Below are 14448 nucleotides of genomic sequence, written 5' to 3'. Positions count from 1 at the left end.
GTTGCAAAGGTAGAGGAGGCTTGCAAGTACGTTATTTTTGAGCGCAAAAAAAGACAGGCATTTTGCCTGTCTCATAATGATTCAGTACAACGCCAAACTTAGAAATTCATCTCAGCAGCTTGCACTCTTTCAACTTGCTTCTTCTTCAAGACTAGCAACACTTGACACAACATGATTGCAGCAATAAATGCCATCAACCACTTGATCCGGGTGGGGCTTTGCAAAACGATTTCGGCGTCCATTTGACCAAATCCACCGACGTTCGGATTGGAGGTCAGCGCTTCGCCAGCTTTAACTTCCTGTCCTTCGGAGACAACTAGCTCTGGACCTGCGGGAATTGTATCAACAACTGCATTGCCTTCTGCTGGTTGAATGGTGACTTCAGAGCCACCTTCTTCAGCTTGGGTAATGGAAGTGATGCGACCCGCTACAGAAGCGCTATAGACGGAATTGTTGCTCTTTTCACCTGTGGGGTAAACCTGACCGCGACCCCGGTTGCCACCTACGTGAATCGCGTATTTACCGAAGAAAACTTTCTTATCGGTCTGTGGATTGGGAGACAGAACGGGGAAGATAATTTCCTGATATTGATCGCCTGGAATCGGACCAACGATGACAATATTTTCTTTGTCTTCACTGTAGGGTTGGTAGTAGAGTTCCCCGATTTTTTCCTTCATTTCTTCAGGAATTCTATCTTCGGGGGCAATTTTGAAGCCTTCTGGCAACATTAACACAGCACCCACGTTCAAGGGACCTTTGCTACCATCCGCTTGCACTTGCTGCGTGTTGGTGTCGTAGGGAACTTTTACGACGGCTTCAAAAACGGTGTCTGGGAGAACCGATTGAGGAACTTCGATTTGTGTGGGTTTGGCACCGAGGTGACAGTTGGCACACACAATCCGCCCCGTTGCTTCGCGAGGGGTTTCAGGATAGGTTTGCTGCGCCCAGAAGGGATAGGCACTCGCTGATTGGGGAAGGGCTAGATCGCTGGCGAGGAGTAGTGACACGGTGGCGATCGCAACCAGGACGGTTTTGATCATCGCCTGTTTGCTTATTCTGAATATCGCCGATAAAGAAACTTTTCTCATCTCTCAAGAAGGGATTCTGGGTCGAATTTCAAACAATATCTATCAGTTCTTTGTCCTTAGTTTTCGTTCTTAGTTTTTGTCCTTCGTTTTTATCCTTCGTTTTTGGTCGGTTACAAACAACCGATGACCCATGACGACTAACTGATGACTGATAACTAAGCACCGATGACTAATGACCTTATGTCCACCAAGGATTTTCGCCGGTACGGAAGTCGGTTTCCGTCCAAGGCGTTAATGTAACCTTGTCCTCCGCCACAGTAGCGTGAACCAGTGCCAGAGACAGCGGTGCTGGTCCCCGTACCACCTTGCCGGTGCTGTCATACTGGGAACCGTGGCAGGGACACATAAACTTGTTCTCACCAGAATTCCAAGGAACAACGCAACCCAAGTGGGTGCAGACGGCGTTTAAGCCGTAATTGTCAATGGTTTTCTCCTCGGTCACGACAATGTAGGTGGGGTCGCCTCTGAAGCCTTGAACCAAGGTGCGATCGCCTGGATTATGATTAGCTAAAAAATCACTCACAATGACATCGTTGCCGATGGCATCTTTGGCAGTTAGACCACCACCCGTTCCACCACTCGAAGGGGGGACAAAATACTTAATAACGGGATACAGTGCCCCCAGAGCTGTTCCTGTAATGGTCCCAAAAGTGAGCAAATTCATAAATTGACGACGCCCCATATCGGGAACGTCTGACGAGCTAGAAAGTTGAGCCATGAGTAACGTCTGAGTGTATAGCTATGTGAACAACCCTGGGCTAAGTCCCAGATTTTGTTAAAACTTGCCCAATAAATATATACCAAGCAAGTCGCAAGCCTGTTCGCCACAAACCCTTTTGTAGAAAGGTTTACAGCCTTGCTAAGGGTATTATTACATTCTTTTGCACCGTATCATTAATTTAAGAAGCGCTCCATTTATGACGAAATGTAAAGAAAAGTAATTGCGATAAAACTATGACAGGACAAGACCTTCGCCAACTCCTGATCGACAAGTGGGGACGCTCATACGATATCCAGATCAGGCGGACTCAGGGCAAAATTTTCCTCCAGGTAATGTGGAAATACTTAGAACAGGCGTCTTTTCCGCTGTCGGAGGCAGACTACATAGCGCACTTGGAGACTGTCGCCGAGTATCTTCATGCTTGGGGTGGAGCTGACCAAGTACAACATTATATTGAACAAACGCGCGATCGCCCTCGACTCGGTAAAGCAGTCAGCATCCCCCTAGACCTGGGCGAGCGAGCCTCGGAGTGGATGCTCGAACAGTTTTAGGAGCTGTGCGTGCGATTCTCACTCAATAGAACGACAGCTTCCTGTTGGCACTATTGTCGCATTCACTGCATACCTAAACTATCTTTTGATTCGCAATAGCGGCACCTGTTGCCGAGTGCTTTGTCAATTATTTTTTAAAAGATTTTGATGTATGGGGTTTTTGGGTTGGGAAGCTTCTACTTCTCAAATCAACGTTGACGAACTTATTGCAGAATGGGTAAATTTCTGAATGGAAATTTATTTACCACAGCACCACAATTATCCACGGGCAAGGTGTAAAACGAACCCTCTTGCAAGCTCGCTTCAGCCAAGACAAGGCAAAGCCAAGGGTTTCAATTCGCCCTCGTCTTTGTAAGGTATTTTCGTCTGAAAAGGTTTCTCAAGACAAAATTGAAAATGTTCAGCTCAGCCATTTCACCCTTGAGGTTCGTCGAGTGCAACGATTCAGGGCAATTCCCAATACAGCAGCACTCCAGAGAGTCGAATATGAGGCAGTTCAAAAATTAACCCGTCCAGGTTGCATAGTCCAGGTTGCATAGTATTTTGACGACCTCAGCGCCCTACGAGCTTAACCAAGCCAATCCCGCTGTAGTAGAGTCCCAAGACGGCACCTGCGAGCAGGCTTTGGGTGAGGGGGTCGGTAGAAGGCGTCAGGATGGCACCCAAAATAGCTGCCCCTAGAATCACAAACCGCCAGCCAGATAGCATTTGCCCAGAAGAGACAATTCCCAAAAAGCCGAGTAGCAGCTGGATAATTGGAATTTGAAATGCCAATCCGGTGCTAAACATCAGCAGCAGCACAAATTCAAAATATCGGTCAATTGACCACAGCTGCTCGACGACATCTGCCCCGTAACTGATAAAGAAATTCAGAGCGGCTGGAATTAATGCTACATAGGCAAATGCCAGTCCCCCCACAAACAAGACACCCGACCCTAACACAACGGGTCCCACTAAGCGGCGTTCGCGGCGAGTGAGTCCTGGGAGAACAAACAAGATGAGCTGGTACAGGATAAAGGGGCTAGCTACCAGCAAGCCACTGTAACCAGCAACCTTAATGGAGACAAAGAAGTATTCTCCGGGTGCCAGCTGGAGGAACTTGACGCCCTGCGCCGGTACTTCCAGCAGTTGGACAATTGGCTTGACAAACAGGAAGCAGCCAACAACACCGAAGGCAACTGCAATCAGTGCATAGAAAATTCGCCGCCGCAATTCCTCCAGATGGTCGAATAGAGACATCTCGATCTCAGCGGGCAGCTCATCAAGGTATTCATCTTCTAGATTGCGGTTCGCTGATTCCGGCTCCAGGTCTGGATTTAGCTGGGATGCGGCATCGACTTCTGAAGGAAGCGTCATCGGTCAAGTTTGATTTGAAGATTTCTTGACTATTGTATCCGGGTCATCCGTACCGTGCGATCGCGCATGGCTCACCGACCCTTAAAAATTGAACAAAGCACAGAAATGGAAATCAACGCCACTCTTAAAAGCTGGTAATGGGGAATCGGTCATCGAAAATGGGTTTTTACCAATTTCCAATTCCCAATTCCCTAAAAAGCGATCTTTAATCGCGCCTAAGTGCAAATTCCAATTTTTAATTTTTGAATGCGGTTGGCTGACCTTCGGAGTATTTTGCTACCTGCTGGGAGATTTTCGGATTGTACAGGCGTAAGTAATTCCAGTAGTTGCCAAACACATTTTTGACATAACCCTGCGTTTCATCAAAGGGAATGGCTTCGACGAATTCATCTGGATCGCTGACTTTTTTGCCTTGGAGCCACTTTGACAGATTACCAGAACCGGCATTGTAACTTGCGATCGCTAACATGGAGTTATTTTTGTAGCGATCGTGAATTTCATCCAGATACCAGGTGCCTAGTTTAACGTTGTCGTTGGGATTTTCCAGGCTATATTTCTTGAGGCCAATGTTTTCGGCAACCCATTTACTGGTTTCCGGCATCACCTGCATTAAGCCAACCGCACCGGCAGTGGAACGGATTTTTGGCTCAAAGCGGGATTCCTGTCGGATGACAGAGATCACGAGCAAGGGATTGAGTTGACGTTGTTGAGACCAGTTTTCAATCGCTTCGACATAAAGCGTCGGATACAAAGCCTGCCAGTAAGCAATTTGTTGTGTTAGAGCTTTGTACTGTGCTTGCTCCTCCGGGTTCTCACGGTCTTCTAAGCTGGAGATTTTAGCAATTCCTTGCAAGTGGTCTCCCATATTGAGCCGAAGCAAACCATCGGTAAATTGTTCTGCCACCGTTGGGTTGACCCGGTTTTCAAACTCCGCTTGCCAGAGCCTCCAGGCATCTTTGCCTTGACCCATTTGGTAAAGTTCTTGTAAAGCAGCAGAACCCACGGGCAATGACGGTCGCTTGGCAGGCCATTCTACTTTCGGATCTCGCTGACGCACGCTGTTAAAGTCTCCCACATCCCAGCCCAGCATGACGGCAGACCGCCAAGCATAGTAAGACTGGGGATACTTCGCCACGACGTTCTCAAAAGCTGCTTTCGCCTCCTGCTTGCGTCCCAGCTTGTTTGACCATTTACCCACCCAAAAAGCCGCCCGACGAGCTAATTCGCTATCAGGATTCTGAGTGGCGATCGGCTTGGCGATTTGCAGCGCCTCTTGGTAATTTCCACCCCGCGCCTTCGATTGAGCTAATTTCCACCGATATTCTGCCGCGGCATCGGTATTGCCATACTTGGTGAGTAATGATTGACGCGCTTCGGCTGCGGACTCAGAACTTTTAAGACTATCGAGAATTTTTGCTTCTAATAGGATGGCTTCGCCAGCTCGGTCGGGGAATTGACTGATAACTTGGTCGAGATAAGGAACCGCCTCGATAGCGGGACCGATTTTGGCGATCTGGATGAGCGCGGTTGCACTTTCGTTCGCATTGGGGAAGTCTTGCACCACCTCTTTATAAGCGCGGAGGGCTTTAACTTTCTTCTCGGCGAGATCGAGTCCCCTAGCGACCCGGTAGGCGTTGTGGGGGGTGCGGGGGGCTTTGGCATAAGCAGTACTGGCTTGACCGTATTTCCGGTTTCCCCAGTAGCCTAAAGCGATCGCTTCCCATACTTCTGGCTTGAGTTGCTCTGCTGGCAAACCTATCAACTTATCTAGCACTGAAGTAATTCCTGGAGTGTCAAAGGCATACTTTGCCAGCGACACCATCAATTTTGCTTGGTTGGGATTGTCTTTGAGTAAGGCGCGGGCGATTTCCAGACTGCGGGGATGACTGGGAAATTTCTCAACGGCTTCTTCCCAATATTTCGGTTCCGTCTTCCCCAGCACATATAAAGCTTCGACTGACACGGGATCTTGAGAATGGTGTTTTAACAAACCTTCCCAAGCTGCCTTGGCTTTTCGGGTGTTGCCAATCAGTTCGTAAGCTTGCGCTCTCCGAAGAGCAATGTGTCCGTCTAGGACGCGATATTCAAACTCTAATCCTTTTAACCATTCCAGTGCTTTTTCTCCCTGTTTGGAGGCAATCAGATCGCTTGCTAGGAGATAACGGGCGCGGCTGCGGTCGAGGGATCTTGGCCCTGTCGCGATCGCTTCTAGTTGTGATGCCCGCTTTTGTGGGGGTAGCGAGATTAAAGACACAATCGCAGAGTTGTCGATCTGATTTCCCGACATCAAGAAACTGCCGTACCCATGCATCGGCACCCAGCCAACTACTTTTTCCAGCCAGACGCCATACTTAGTTGGCAAAAAGGTGGCTCCCAACAGGATTGCGCTTAGTCCCACTCCCGCAGCGATCGCGACTTTGTTTCTCCGTCTAGATTGATAGGGACGAGAAAAACTAAACTGTGACTTTCTCCGAGCAAAAATCGAGCGTGACTTCCTCATGTAACCTCCTGGCGGCGGACATTGCTCTCTCCATCTGGCATTTCAGTAACGTCGATTTCGTTATTTGCTTTTTCCAGATGGAAGACCAAACTGGTCGTATTATTGACAAGCCATCCTTCTAATAACTGGCGGCTCGTTGACTCTTTATCGCTAATAGGTAAAAATCCTTTAGAGAAAAAAGAATGGAAGGAAAGCGTGACTGACACGCCGCGTTTGCACTTGAGGGAGATCCCCTGACATTTGGATGATTTAAGGAAGCGATGGAATTGACCAGCATTCTAAATTTGAGCGATGAGAAGATCGCGAGTATTTTGCAGCCCCTGATTTGAGAGCCTAATTTTAAAGTTGGTAGCCGTGCCATCATACGCTTGGGTTCCGGTAGCCTGATTCGCGGTCATCATGCTTATGGAACTAAACAATAAACGTTGAAATTAGACAGCTCTTACAAAGCAGTCGCTGCTGGTGCCCGATTAATGAATGAAGCACAAGCGCAAAACTCTTTGAATTCGCTGGTTATTGGGTCATACAAGCTCCCGCGCTGACTGCTTCACTCAGCAGCCATTGACATGGAACTCTATCTAAACCAGGATAATCGATTTAAGCGAACAGCCGAAGATTAGTGATCCCCGTCAGTGGGCGCGAGGAAATTTTAGGCAGCAAGCGATCGCTTCTATGAGAACAACAGTGTTCAAAATTGATTAACACAAATTCATGAAAAATTTATATTATCCCCTCACATCTGGGAGAAAATCCCCCAACAGAGAGTAGACACGCGGATGTTTCAGCAATCACTGGATAGCCGCAGATATTACCTGCTAGAAGCTGCCCAGAAATGCTTAAAAATTCTTCAAGTTTTCAGGATATATGAAACTTCTTGCAAAAATGACAAAGCCAGACGAGAGCAGGCTAAATAAAATTGTGCTTTTACACGATTTAAAAGATTTTTGCAAGAAGTCTTTGATTAATTTTTGAGTGCAGTTGGCTGACCATCCGAATATTTGGCGACCAACTGGGCAACCTGTGGATTGTACAATCTAAGGTAATTCCAGTAGTTCCCAAACACCTGTCTGACGTAGCCTTTAGTTTCCTCAAAGGGAATTTCTTCGACAAATTCATCAGGATCGATAGATGGCCCTTTCTCTTTTAGCCATTTCGATACATTACCGGGACCCGCATTGTAACTGGCAACCGCTAACAAGGAATTATTGTTGTATTCCTTGTGGGTAAAATCTAAAAACCAGGTGCCCAGCTTCACGTTATCGTTGGGATTTTCGGTGTTAAATTGTTTGACACCAATTTTATCCGCCACCCATTTGCCGGTTCCGGGCATGACCTGCATTAAGCCAACTGCACCCGCAACCGAACGAATTTTTGGCTCAAATCGGGACTCTTGCCGAATCAGGGCGGTGACAAGCAGGGGATTGAGCTGGCGCTGTTGCGACCAGTTTTCGATAATTTCCAAGAACGGGAACGGATACAAGGTGTGCCAGTAAACTGGTTGTTTGCGGATTGCTTTGTATTCAGCTTGCTCTTCGGGTGTTTCTCGGTCTTCTAGAGTCGAGACCAGGTTCATTCCTTTCAGGTGGTTGCCCAATCCCACCTGCATGATGCCGTTAGTAAATTGTTCGGCAACGGTTGGCTGCATCCGGTTCTGAAATTCTGCCTGCCAGAGCGTCCAAGCATCCCATTTTTGACCGAGCTGGTACAATTCCTTCAACGTTTCAGACCCAGAGGGTAAGATGGGATGCTCGTCGGGTCGCACCACCTGCGGGGACAATTGACGGACGGTGGTAAAGTCTCCGACGTCCCAGCCCAACAAGACGGCAGATCGCCACGCATAGTAAGACTGGGGGTATTTCGCCAGGACGTGTTCGTAAGCGGCTTTCGCATCTTGCTGACGCCCTAGTTTGGCAGCCCATTTGCCGACCCAAAAGCCAGCTCTGGGAGCCAAAATATGATCGGGGTTTTGGTTGGCGATTGGCTGCGCCCATTGCCAAGCCCCTAAGAAATCCCCTAGAGTCGCCTTGGCTTGGGCGACTTTCCAGCGGTATTCTGCCGCGACATCGGAACTGCCATGTTTAGTCAGGAGCAATTGACGAGCTTCTGCGGCTGATTTGTCGCTGTTGAGACGATCGAGGATTTCGGCTTTGGCGAGGAGTGCCTCACCGGCTTCGTCGGGAAATTTGCGGATGACGATGTCGAGATAGGCGATCGCTTCCGGTGGCTGGGATGATAAAGAAGCCAGCCGCCTCAAAGCGAGTCCGGTTTCTTTGGCATCGGGAAATTGCTGAATCATCTGTTGATAAGCAATTTTCGCTTCGGTTCGTTTCTCGCCGAGATGGAGTCCGCGCCCAATGCGGTAGGCGTGGAGGGAGGTGCGGGGGGCTTTGGCGTAGGCTTGTCCGGCTTTGCGGTACTGACCGTTTTCCCAATAGCTATAAGCGATCGCTTGCCAATCTTCTGGCTTGAGTAGCCCTGTACCTTGCTGTTTGAGCGCCGCTTCCTGCAAAGTCACCAGCCGATCCAGAATCGGGAGAATGCTGGGGTCGCTTGGAGCATTTTTGGCTAAATGTAAGAGTAATCTGGGTTGATTGGGATTCTTACTCAGGGAAGAACGCACAATTTCCAGGGTGCGTGGATGGCTTTTGAACTGAGCGATCGCTTGTTCTCGATACTTCGGATTCGTTTGCCCCAGCACAAACAACGCTTCTGCGGCGACGGGATTATCGGGATAACTTTCGAGTAAATTCTGCCAAGCTGCGGTAGCTTTTGCTTTGTCCCCGGCAAGTTGGTAAGCTTGGGCGCGTTTCAGGGCGATGTAAGGGGCAAGAACCGGATAGTCTGCCTCCAATCCTTCCAAAGACGCGATCGCTTTTTTAGGCTGCTGTTGTTGGAGCGAATCGTTCGCCAAGAGATAGCGGGCGCGATTGCGTTCTGGGGATGGGGTGCCATTGGCGATCGCTTCGAGTTGTGCGCCCCGCTGTGCCGCCGGTAGCGACGCCAATGGCAAAACAGAATTCTTGGATTGGCTCCCCGGATTCAAAAGGGTTTTATCGGGGGACTGACCGTTCGGGGTTAATTTCTCCAGCCAACTGGTTAATTGCGGGACTGACAGCGTTGCTCCAGCGACTAGCGCTAGTAGTCCGGCTCCAACACTTAGCAAAATTTTATTTTTCTGTGCAAGCTTTAGCATCGATCCTTATCCTTACCAACCCAAAAAGGGCAACAACCTTGTATTCCGTTAGTACCGTCTACAGAGAATCCAACGCAGCTCCATCGGAGGGGTTTCTTGGATGGGAAACACGTCACGTCCGCTCGTCCAGGATACAAACCAATTAGTTGGGGGCCATGCCTCTTGCGGAAGGTGAGCGCGCTCATAATCAAGCACAGACTCATCTGACAGCATTTCCAGAGGTAAGTCCTCCATCGCTCGCTTCAGCTCCGATCGCGTCATGATATACGATGCCGCTACCTGTGACATTTCCCGCACCCGATCGTTTGGCTCATATCCATCCACAGCTAAGAAGAGGTTGAACAGCAACAGACCGCTACCTTGGATAACATCGCACATTTTCGCCAAGAGTAAGCGGACTTGATCGTTATCCCGGAAGTGAGACACCACTTCCGCCACAATTGCGAATTTGTAATAAGCGGGTCGCATTCTCACCAGGGGGTCGAGGATATCACCCTGGATGACTCGAATCGGTAAATTTTCCGCAACTGCCGCATTTAGCAGTTGTTCCGCCAAACCGGGAGTCAATTCTAAAGCATCAACCGGATGGCCTTTTCGCGCCAAGGGAAGGCTATTGCGACCTGTTCCTGCTCCCACATCAAGAATTGGGTTCCGAGCCGGATCTCTAAATTGGGCAGCCGTTGCCATGACTTTTGCGTCTGGGTGACTACCAAATAGGGGCGGCTCTCGGTTCTGAATCCACTGCTGGTACTCCTGGGCAACCGATAAAATCCTGGTTGAGACGTTACAGGTGAGGCTATTTAAGGAAGTAGGATCGGGTTGGTACTGAATGACTAATCGAGCATGAGGAGAAGCCAGAAAACCTTCTTGAATATTAGATGCAATCAAATCGCGCAATTTTTGCAGTTCTTCAGGAGCGAGTTGGCGACCAATCGCCTCAAACAGCCGCACTAGCCGATTGAGTGCATAATCTAGCATTGATGGCACGCAGGGCATCGTCAGTTCACCGCGGGCAGAGGAATGATGATTAAACTGTCTCTGGAGATCTTGCTGTAGCACGCTCGGATCGGGGCGGGCTACCGACTGGTTGCTAGGAACTGGCGCATTGGATGGCGACGAAAGAGGTTGGGGTTCTCCCCTAGCTTTTGAAACCATCAATCCGCTCCTAAGTCCAATCGGAAAAAGTGTATTCCTATAAAGTGTATCTACAGGGGACAAGTTACGCGGGTGGGCAGACGAGTCTTGTTGATGATTTTTGAGCAATACTGTTACAGGTAGTGCTTTAAGGTAAGAGCCGGGGATGGATATTCGAGCGATTGATACGCCGCGTTTGGACTGGGCTGGGGACGCTCTCGCCCTTGGTTTTTTTGAGGATGCGGTAGAGGTGACAGACGATTTAGCGGTGCTGGATGAGAAGTTTGCCGGTACGCTGAACGAACTGATTGCAGAAACAGAATTTAAGGGAAAAGAAGGGAGTAGTGCCGTCACCCGCGTGGGTGCAGGTAGCCCGGTTCGGAAAATTATTCTGGTAGGACTGGGGAAAGCAGAGGCTTTTCAACCGGATACTCTGCGGCGAATTGGTGCGGCAATCGCGCGGTTAGCGAAGAAGGAAAAGAGTAAAATCCTGGGGATTAGCCTGCCGGTGTGGAATCAGGCACCCGATGCAACGGCTGGCGCGATCGCTGAAGGGATACTGCTAGCTCTTCATCAGGATAATCGCTTTAAGTCAGAACCGGAGGATAAGGAGCCGCAGCTAGAGCGGGTGGATTTACTCGGATTGGCAGGTCAGGAAGAAGCCATTAATCGCGCTCAATTCCTATCTTCGGGGGTGATTCTGGCGCGGGAACTGGTTGCTGCACCGCCGAATGAATGCACTCCCATAACGATGGCTCAAACCGCACAAGCGATCGCGTCTAACCACAACCTCCAGTTGGAAATTCTGGAACAAGAAGAGTGCGAAAAATTGGGCATGGGGGCGTTCCTCGGTGTTGCCAAAGCTTCCGATATGCCCCCTAAATTCATCCATCTCACTTACAAGCCAGAAGGAACACCCCGCCGGAAAGTGGCTATCATCGGCAAGGGTCTCACTTTCGATTCGGGTGGTCTAAACATTAAGGGCGCGGGTAGTGGCATCGAAACCATGAAAATGGACATGGGAGGTGCTGCGGCTACCCTCGGCGCGGCGAAGGCGATTGGTCAACTCAAACCAGATGTTGAAGTTCACTTTATCTCAGCCGTCACTGAGAATATGATCAGCGGTCACGCCATGCACCCAGGCGACATCCTCAAGGCATCCAATGGCAAGACGATTGAAGTGAACAACACGGATGCGGAAGGTCGATTGACCTTAGCAGATGCGTTGGTGTTTGCGGAAAAGCTCGGCGTTGATGCCATTGTCGATTTAGCTACGCTGACAGGTGCTTGCGTCATTGCCTTAGGCGATGATATCGCTGGGTTGTTTACCCCCGATGACACTGTTGCTCAAGAGTTGCTGCAAGCATCAGAAAAGGCAGGTGAAAAGCTGTGGCGGATGCCGATGGAAGAGAAATACTTTGAAGGCATCAAGTCTCCGATTGCCGATCTGAAAAATACCGGCCCTCGTCCGGGTGGTTCGATTACGGCTGCCTTATTCCTAAAGCAGTTTGTCCAAGAGACACCTTGGGCACACCTCGACATTGCCGGTCCTGTCTGGGCGGATAAAGAGAACGGTGTCAACAATTCCGGTGCTACGGGTTACGGTGTCCGCACCCTCGTCAACTGGGTCCTGAGCCACTGATATCTCCGAGACATCCCGATTATCCAGGGATTGGTAATCGGGAATGGTGAGTTGTCGTAGGGACACGGCATTGCCTGTGTCCCTACGACAACTCCATCACTCATTCGTTCCCGTCTTTTGTTTTTTGCTTTTCACCCTCAACAGCTTGTTGAACAGCAGGGCTATCGAGAATCTCTTTTGCCATATTCATAAATTTCAGGCTGTCTGGATGAACGGTGCGCTTGAGCTGCGGCACTGGTTCTGGCTGTGACTGAGATTGTTCCGGTGTAAATTTGCGGTTTTCTGAATTCATCAAATACTTGCGCGACCTACACCCCAGTTTGTTCGGGATTGAGAACTGAGCCAAGCAAGAGAATGCTCAATACTCAGCACATTTTGAGGGGAGAAGCCGCACCCTCCAACTCAAAGACATTAAAGATTTACTTTTCCAAATATTTTAACGGAACGAGCCTAATTAGGTCGTGTCTCCCGCCAGGGTGAAGTAGACGGCTTGCCGTGTCCCACGTCCAGGGATTCGCTAATTTCTGCTGTACCCTTGGAGTCGGTCACTGCTGAACCCGGACTCACTGCCAGAGGATGCCTGCGGGCTACCCCCAACACCACGAGAATTTAGGCAATTTATCTGCTCGCTCGCCACGGTGAAGTATATGGGTATACCCAAAGGCTCGATTGCCGAATCCCATTTATGTCTTATTACAGATGATATTACGTGCGCATCTCTTTAAGATATGGACTGACGATAAAAGTCGTTTTTGGCGAGCCTTTTAATCTAACTTTATCTAAACTTCACAGGAGTCCCCACAAAACCCGGAAATTTAAAGCTTGAGTAAAGATACTTAACCCATGTGTAGATGAGTTCGTAAGTATTGGGTAAAATCTTATGAAGCTTTAAGAAAGTTTTCCGTAAAAACCCCGATCCAATGGTGTAGATTTAACCAAGATAACTGAGGTTGACTGCAACGAGAGAGCGATCGCTCAACCCAGCAACCGCTTCGCTGTCAGTCTACTTAAGTATTATCGCGGGGAAGATTTAGTAGGCCTTCTACAAAGCTCGACGTACCCCACGCCATTCAGGGGAAAGTGCAAGAGCAGTAGGTACTACTAATCTGCATCGTTTTGAAGTTGGTGTTCTCACCCAAGCTCTACTAACACAACATCGGCATCTATCTACTCAAAAAACCGGTCAAAACTTATGGTTGACGTTACAGTAGCCATTCCCACCTTTAATAGTGAAAAGCGTTTACCCGAAGTTCTCGATCGACTCAGAGAGCAGATCAACACCAAACACTTTTCGTGGGAAATTATTGTTGTTGATAACAACAGCACCGACAAAACCGCAAAAATTGTTCAAGAATATCAAGCCAACTGGTCAGAAGTTGCTCCGCTACACTACACGTTGGAAGTTGAGCAAGGAGCTGCATTTGCTCGCCAACGGGCTGTTGAAGAAGCCAGAGGCACTTTAATTGGCTTTTTAGATGATGACAATCTGCCTGACTCTAACTGGGTTGCTGCTGCTTATGCCTTCGGTCAAGCGCATCCAGAAGCGGGTGCCTACGGTAGCCAAATCCAAGGAAATTTTGAAATCGAGCCACCTGAAAATTTTAAAAAAATTGCTTGTTTCTTGGCATTAGTGGATCGAGGTGCGGAAGCCAGCCTTTACGAACCACGCAAGAAGATCCTGCCTCCAGGGGCAGGATTAGTGGTTCGCAAGCAAGCTTGGCTTGCGAACGTGCCTAAGCGCCTCGTCCTCAATCACAAGGGGAGAGAAGCTAAGTTAGCCAGCGAAGATTTGGAAGCCACATTGCATATTCAGCGCGCGGGTTGGGAAATCTGGTACAATCCCGAAATGCGTGTTTACCATCAAATTCCCCGCTGGCGATTGGAAAAAGATTACCTAATTTCTCTCATCCGTTGCGTGGGTTTAAGTCGGTATCACATACGGATGCTCGGTCTGAAGAACTGGCAAAGACCTGTAGCTTTTCCAGCTTACCTGCTCAACGATCTCCGCAGACTAATGCTCCATCTGATTAAATATCGAGGAGATCAAAGAGATTTGATTGCGGCTTGCGAGCGGGAACTACTGTTATCTAGCTTGATTAGTCCCTTTTTCCTTTTCAAAAATAAATACTTAGAACTTGGGCAAGCTAAAATATTTGGCTTGAGAGAAGACATTAATTCTTTACCGGGACTGGTAGATCGCAAAGTATCTACTGCCCCATAAGAAAGGTTGGTTAAATTTAAAATTGGACTGGAGACAACAATT

Annotated in this window: 13 protein-coding genes; 3 read left to right on the top strand and 10 right to left on the bottom strand. The window is 48.9% G+C overall.

What is annotated here, in order from left to right:
• Positions 1 to 98: 98 nt before the first annotated feature.
• Both petA and petC read right to left on the bottom strand, forming a co-directional pair.
• Positions 99 to 1088: a cytochrome f gene (petA, locus tag NC994_RS00285; protein ID WP_190436093.1), complete on the bottom strand. Its 990-nt coding sequence runs from the start codon at positions 1086 to 1088 to the stop codon at positions 99 to 101.
• Between the two features lie 178 nt (positions 1089 to 1266).
• Entirely contained in the window at positions 1267 to 1806 is a 540-nt protein-coding gene (petC, locus tag NC994_RS00280; RefSeq protein WP_190412182.1) for a cytochrome b6-f complex iron-sulfur subunit, read from the bottom strand.
• 236 nt (positions 1807 to 2042) lie between these two features.
• Here petC and NC994_RS00275 point away from each other — a divergent pair, with 236 nt between their 5' ends.
• Entirely contained in the window at positions 2043 to 2360 is a 318-nt protein-coding gene (locus NC994_RS00275; RefSeq protein ID WP_190412183.1) for a DUF3067 family protein, read from the top strand.
• A gap of 552 nt (positions 2361 to 2912) precedes the next feature.
• Here NC994_RS00275 and tatC read toward each other — a convergent pair.
• The 6 genes from tatC to NC994_RS00245 form a co-directional block, all read right to left on the bottom strand.
• Entirely contained in the window at positions 2913 to 3716 is an 804-nt protein-coding gene (tatC, locus tag NC994_RS00270) for a twin-arginine translocase subunit TatC (RefSeq protein ID WP_190436090.1), read from the bottom strand.
• A gap of 235 nt (positions 3717 to 3951) precedes the next feature.
• A complete protein-coding gene (locus tag NC994_RS00265) occupies positions 3952 to 6216 on the bottom strand; it encodes a transglycosylase SLT domain-containing protein (RefSeq protein WP_190436086.1) in 2265 nt (754 codons plus the stop codon).
• The gene (locus NC994_RS00260; protein WP_190436084.1) at positions 6213 to 6422 is read right to left on the bottom strand and encodes a hypothetical protein; all 210 of its coding nucleotides are present in this window, start codon (positions 6420 to 6422) and stop codon (positions 6213 to 6215) included. The genes NC994_RS00265 and NC994_RS00260 overlap by 4 nt, the downstream gene beginning before the upstream one ends.
• 72 nt (positions 6423 to 6494) lie before the next feature.
• On the bottom strand, positions 6495 to 6617 hold the full coding sequence (locus tag NC994_RS00255) for a hypothetical protein (protein WP_277878931.1): 123 nt from the start codon (positions 6615 to 6617) through the stop codon (positions 6495 to 6497).
• Positions 6618 to 7177: 560 nt separating this feature from the next.
• Positions 7178 to 9409, bottom strand: coding sequence for a transglycosylase SLT domain-containing protein (locus tag NC994_RS00250; RefSeq protein ID WP_190436080.1), 2232 nt, complete (start codon positions 9407 to 9409; stop codon positions 7178 to 7180).
• A 48-nt stretch (positions 9410 to 9457) separates the two neighbouring features.
• The gene (locus NC994_RS00245; RefSeq protein WP_190436077.1) at positions 9458 to 10564 is read right to left on the bottom strand and encodes a class I SAM-dependent methyltransferase; all 1107 of its coding nucleotides are present in this window, start codon (positions 10562 to 10564) and stop codon (positions 9458 to 9460) included.
• A gap of 145 nt (positions 10565 to 10709) precedes the next feature.
• Here NC994_RS00245 and NC994_RS00240 point away from each other — a divergent pair, with 145 nt between their 5' ends.
• Entirely contained in the window at positions 10710 to 12185 is a 1476-nt protein-coding gene (locus NC994_RS00240) for a leucyl aminopeptidase (protein WP_190436074.1), read from the top strand.
• Between the two features lie 100 nt (positions 12186 to 12285).
• Here the strand turns inward: NC994_RS00240 and NC994_RS00235 are convergent, their stop codons facing one another.
• Both NC994_RS00235 and NC994_RS00230 read right to left on the bottom strand, forming a co-directional pair.
• Complete coding sequence (locus NC994_RS00235; RefSeq protein WP_190428861.1) at positions 12286 to 12477, bottom strand: hypothetical protein; 192 nt, start codon at positions 12475 to 12477, stop codon at positions 12286 to 12288.
• A gap of 158 nt (positions 12478 to 12635) precedes the next feature.
• Positions 12636 to 12788, bottom strand: coding sequence for a hypothetical protein (locus NC994_RS00230; protein WP_190986055.1), 153 nt, complete (start codon positions 12786 to 12788; stop codon positions 12636 to 12638).
• Between the two features lie 589 nt (positions 12789 to 13377).
• Here NC994_RS00230 and hpsE point away from each other — a divergent pair.
• Positions 13378 to 14406: a hormogonium polysaccharide biosynthesis glycosyltransferase HpsE gene (gene hpsE, locus NC994_RS00225; RefSeq protein WP_190436071.1), complete on the top strand. Its 1029-nt coding sequence runs from the start codon at positions 13378 to 13380 to the stop codon at positions 14404 to 14406.
• The last annotated feature ends 42 nt before the right edge of the window (positions 14407 to 14448 follow it).

This window comes from Trichocoleus sp. AS-A1, from assembly GCF_039962015.1.
Lineage (GTDB): Bacteria > Cyanobacteriota > Cyanobacteriia > Cyanobacteriales > FACHB-T130 > FACHB-T130.
Note: the sequence above shows the minus strand (reverse complement) of the source record. Positions and strands in the feature narration are given on the sequence as shown.

Excerpts from the sequence above, each read along its gene's own strand:
- petA (WP_190436093.1), bottom strand. The coding sequence starts at position 1,088 with ATGAGAAAAGTTTCTTTATCGGCGATATTCAGAATAAGCAAACAGGCG.
- petC (WP_190412182.1), bottom strand. The coding sequence starts at position 1,806 with ATGGCTCAACTTTCTAGCTCGTCAGACGTTCCCGATATGGGGCGTCGT.
- NC994_RS00275 (WP_190412183.1), top strand. The coding sequence starts at position 2,043 with ATGACAGGACAAGACCTTCGCCAACTCCTGATCGACAAGTGGGGACGC.
- tatC (WP_190436090.1), bottom strand. The coding sequence starts at position 3,716 with ATGACGCTTCCTTCAGAAGTCGATGCCGCATCCCAGCTAAATCCAGAC.
- NC994_RS00265 (WP_190436086.1), bottom strand. The coding sequence starts at position 6,216 with ATGAGGAAGTCACGCTCGATTTTTGCTCGGAGAAAGTCACAGTTTAGT.
- NC994_RS00255 (WP_277878931.1), bottom strand. The coding sequence starts at position 6,617 with ATGATGACCGCGAATCAGGCTACCGGAACCCAAGCGTATGATGGCACG.
- NC994_RS00250 (WP_190436080.1), bottom strand. The coding sequence starts at position 9,409 with ATGCTAAAGCTTGCACAGAAAAATAAAATTTTGCTAAGTGTTGGAGCC.
- NC994_RS00245 (WP_190436077.1), bottom strand. The coding sequence starts at position 10,564 with ATGGTTTCAAAAGCTAGGGGAGAACCCCAACCTCTTTCGTCGCCATCC.
- NC994_RS00240 (WP_190436074.1), top strand. The coding sequence starts at position 10,710 with ATGGATATTCGAGCGATTGATACGCCGCGTTTGGACTGGGCTGGGGAC.
- NC994_RS00235 (WP_190428861.1), bottom strand. The coding sequence starts at position 12,477 with ATGAATTCAGAAAACCGCAAATTTACACCGGAACAATCTCAGTCACAG.
- hpsE (WP_190436071.1), top strand. The coding sequence starts at position 13,378 with ATGGTTGACGTTACAGTAGCCATTCCCACCTTTAATAGTGAAAAGCGT.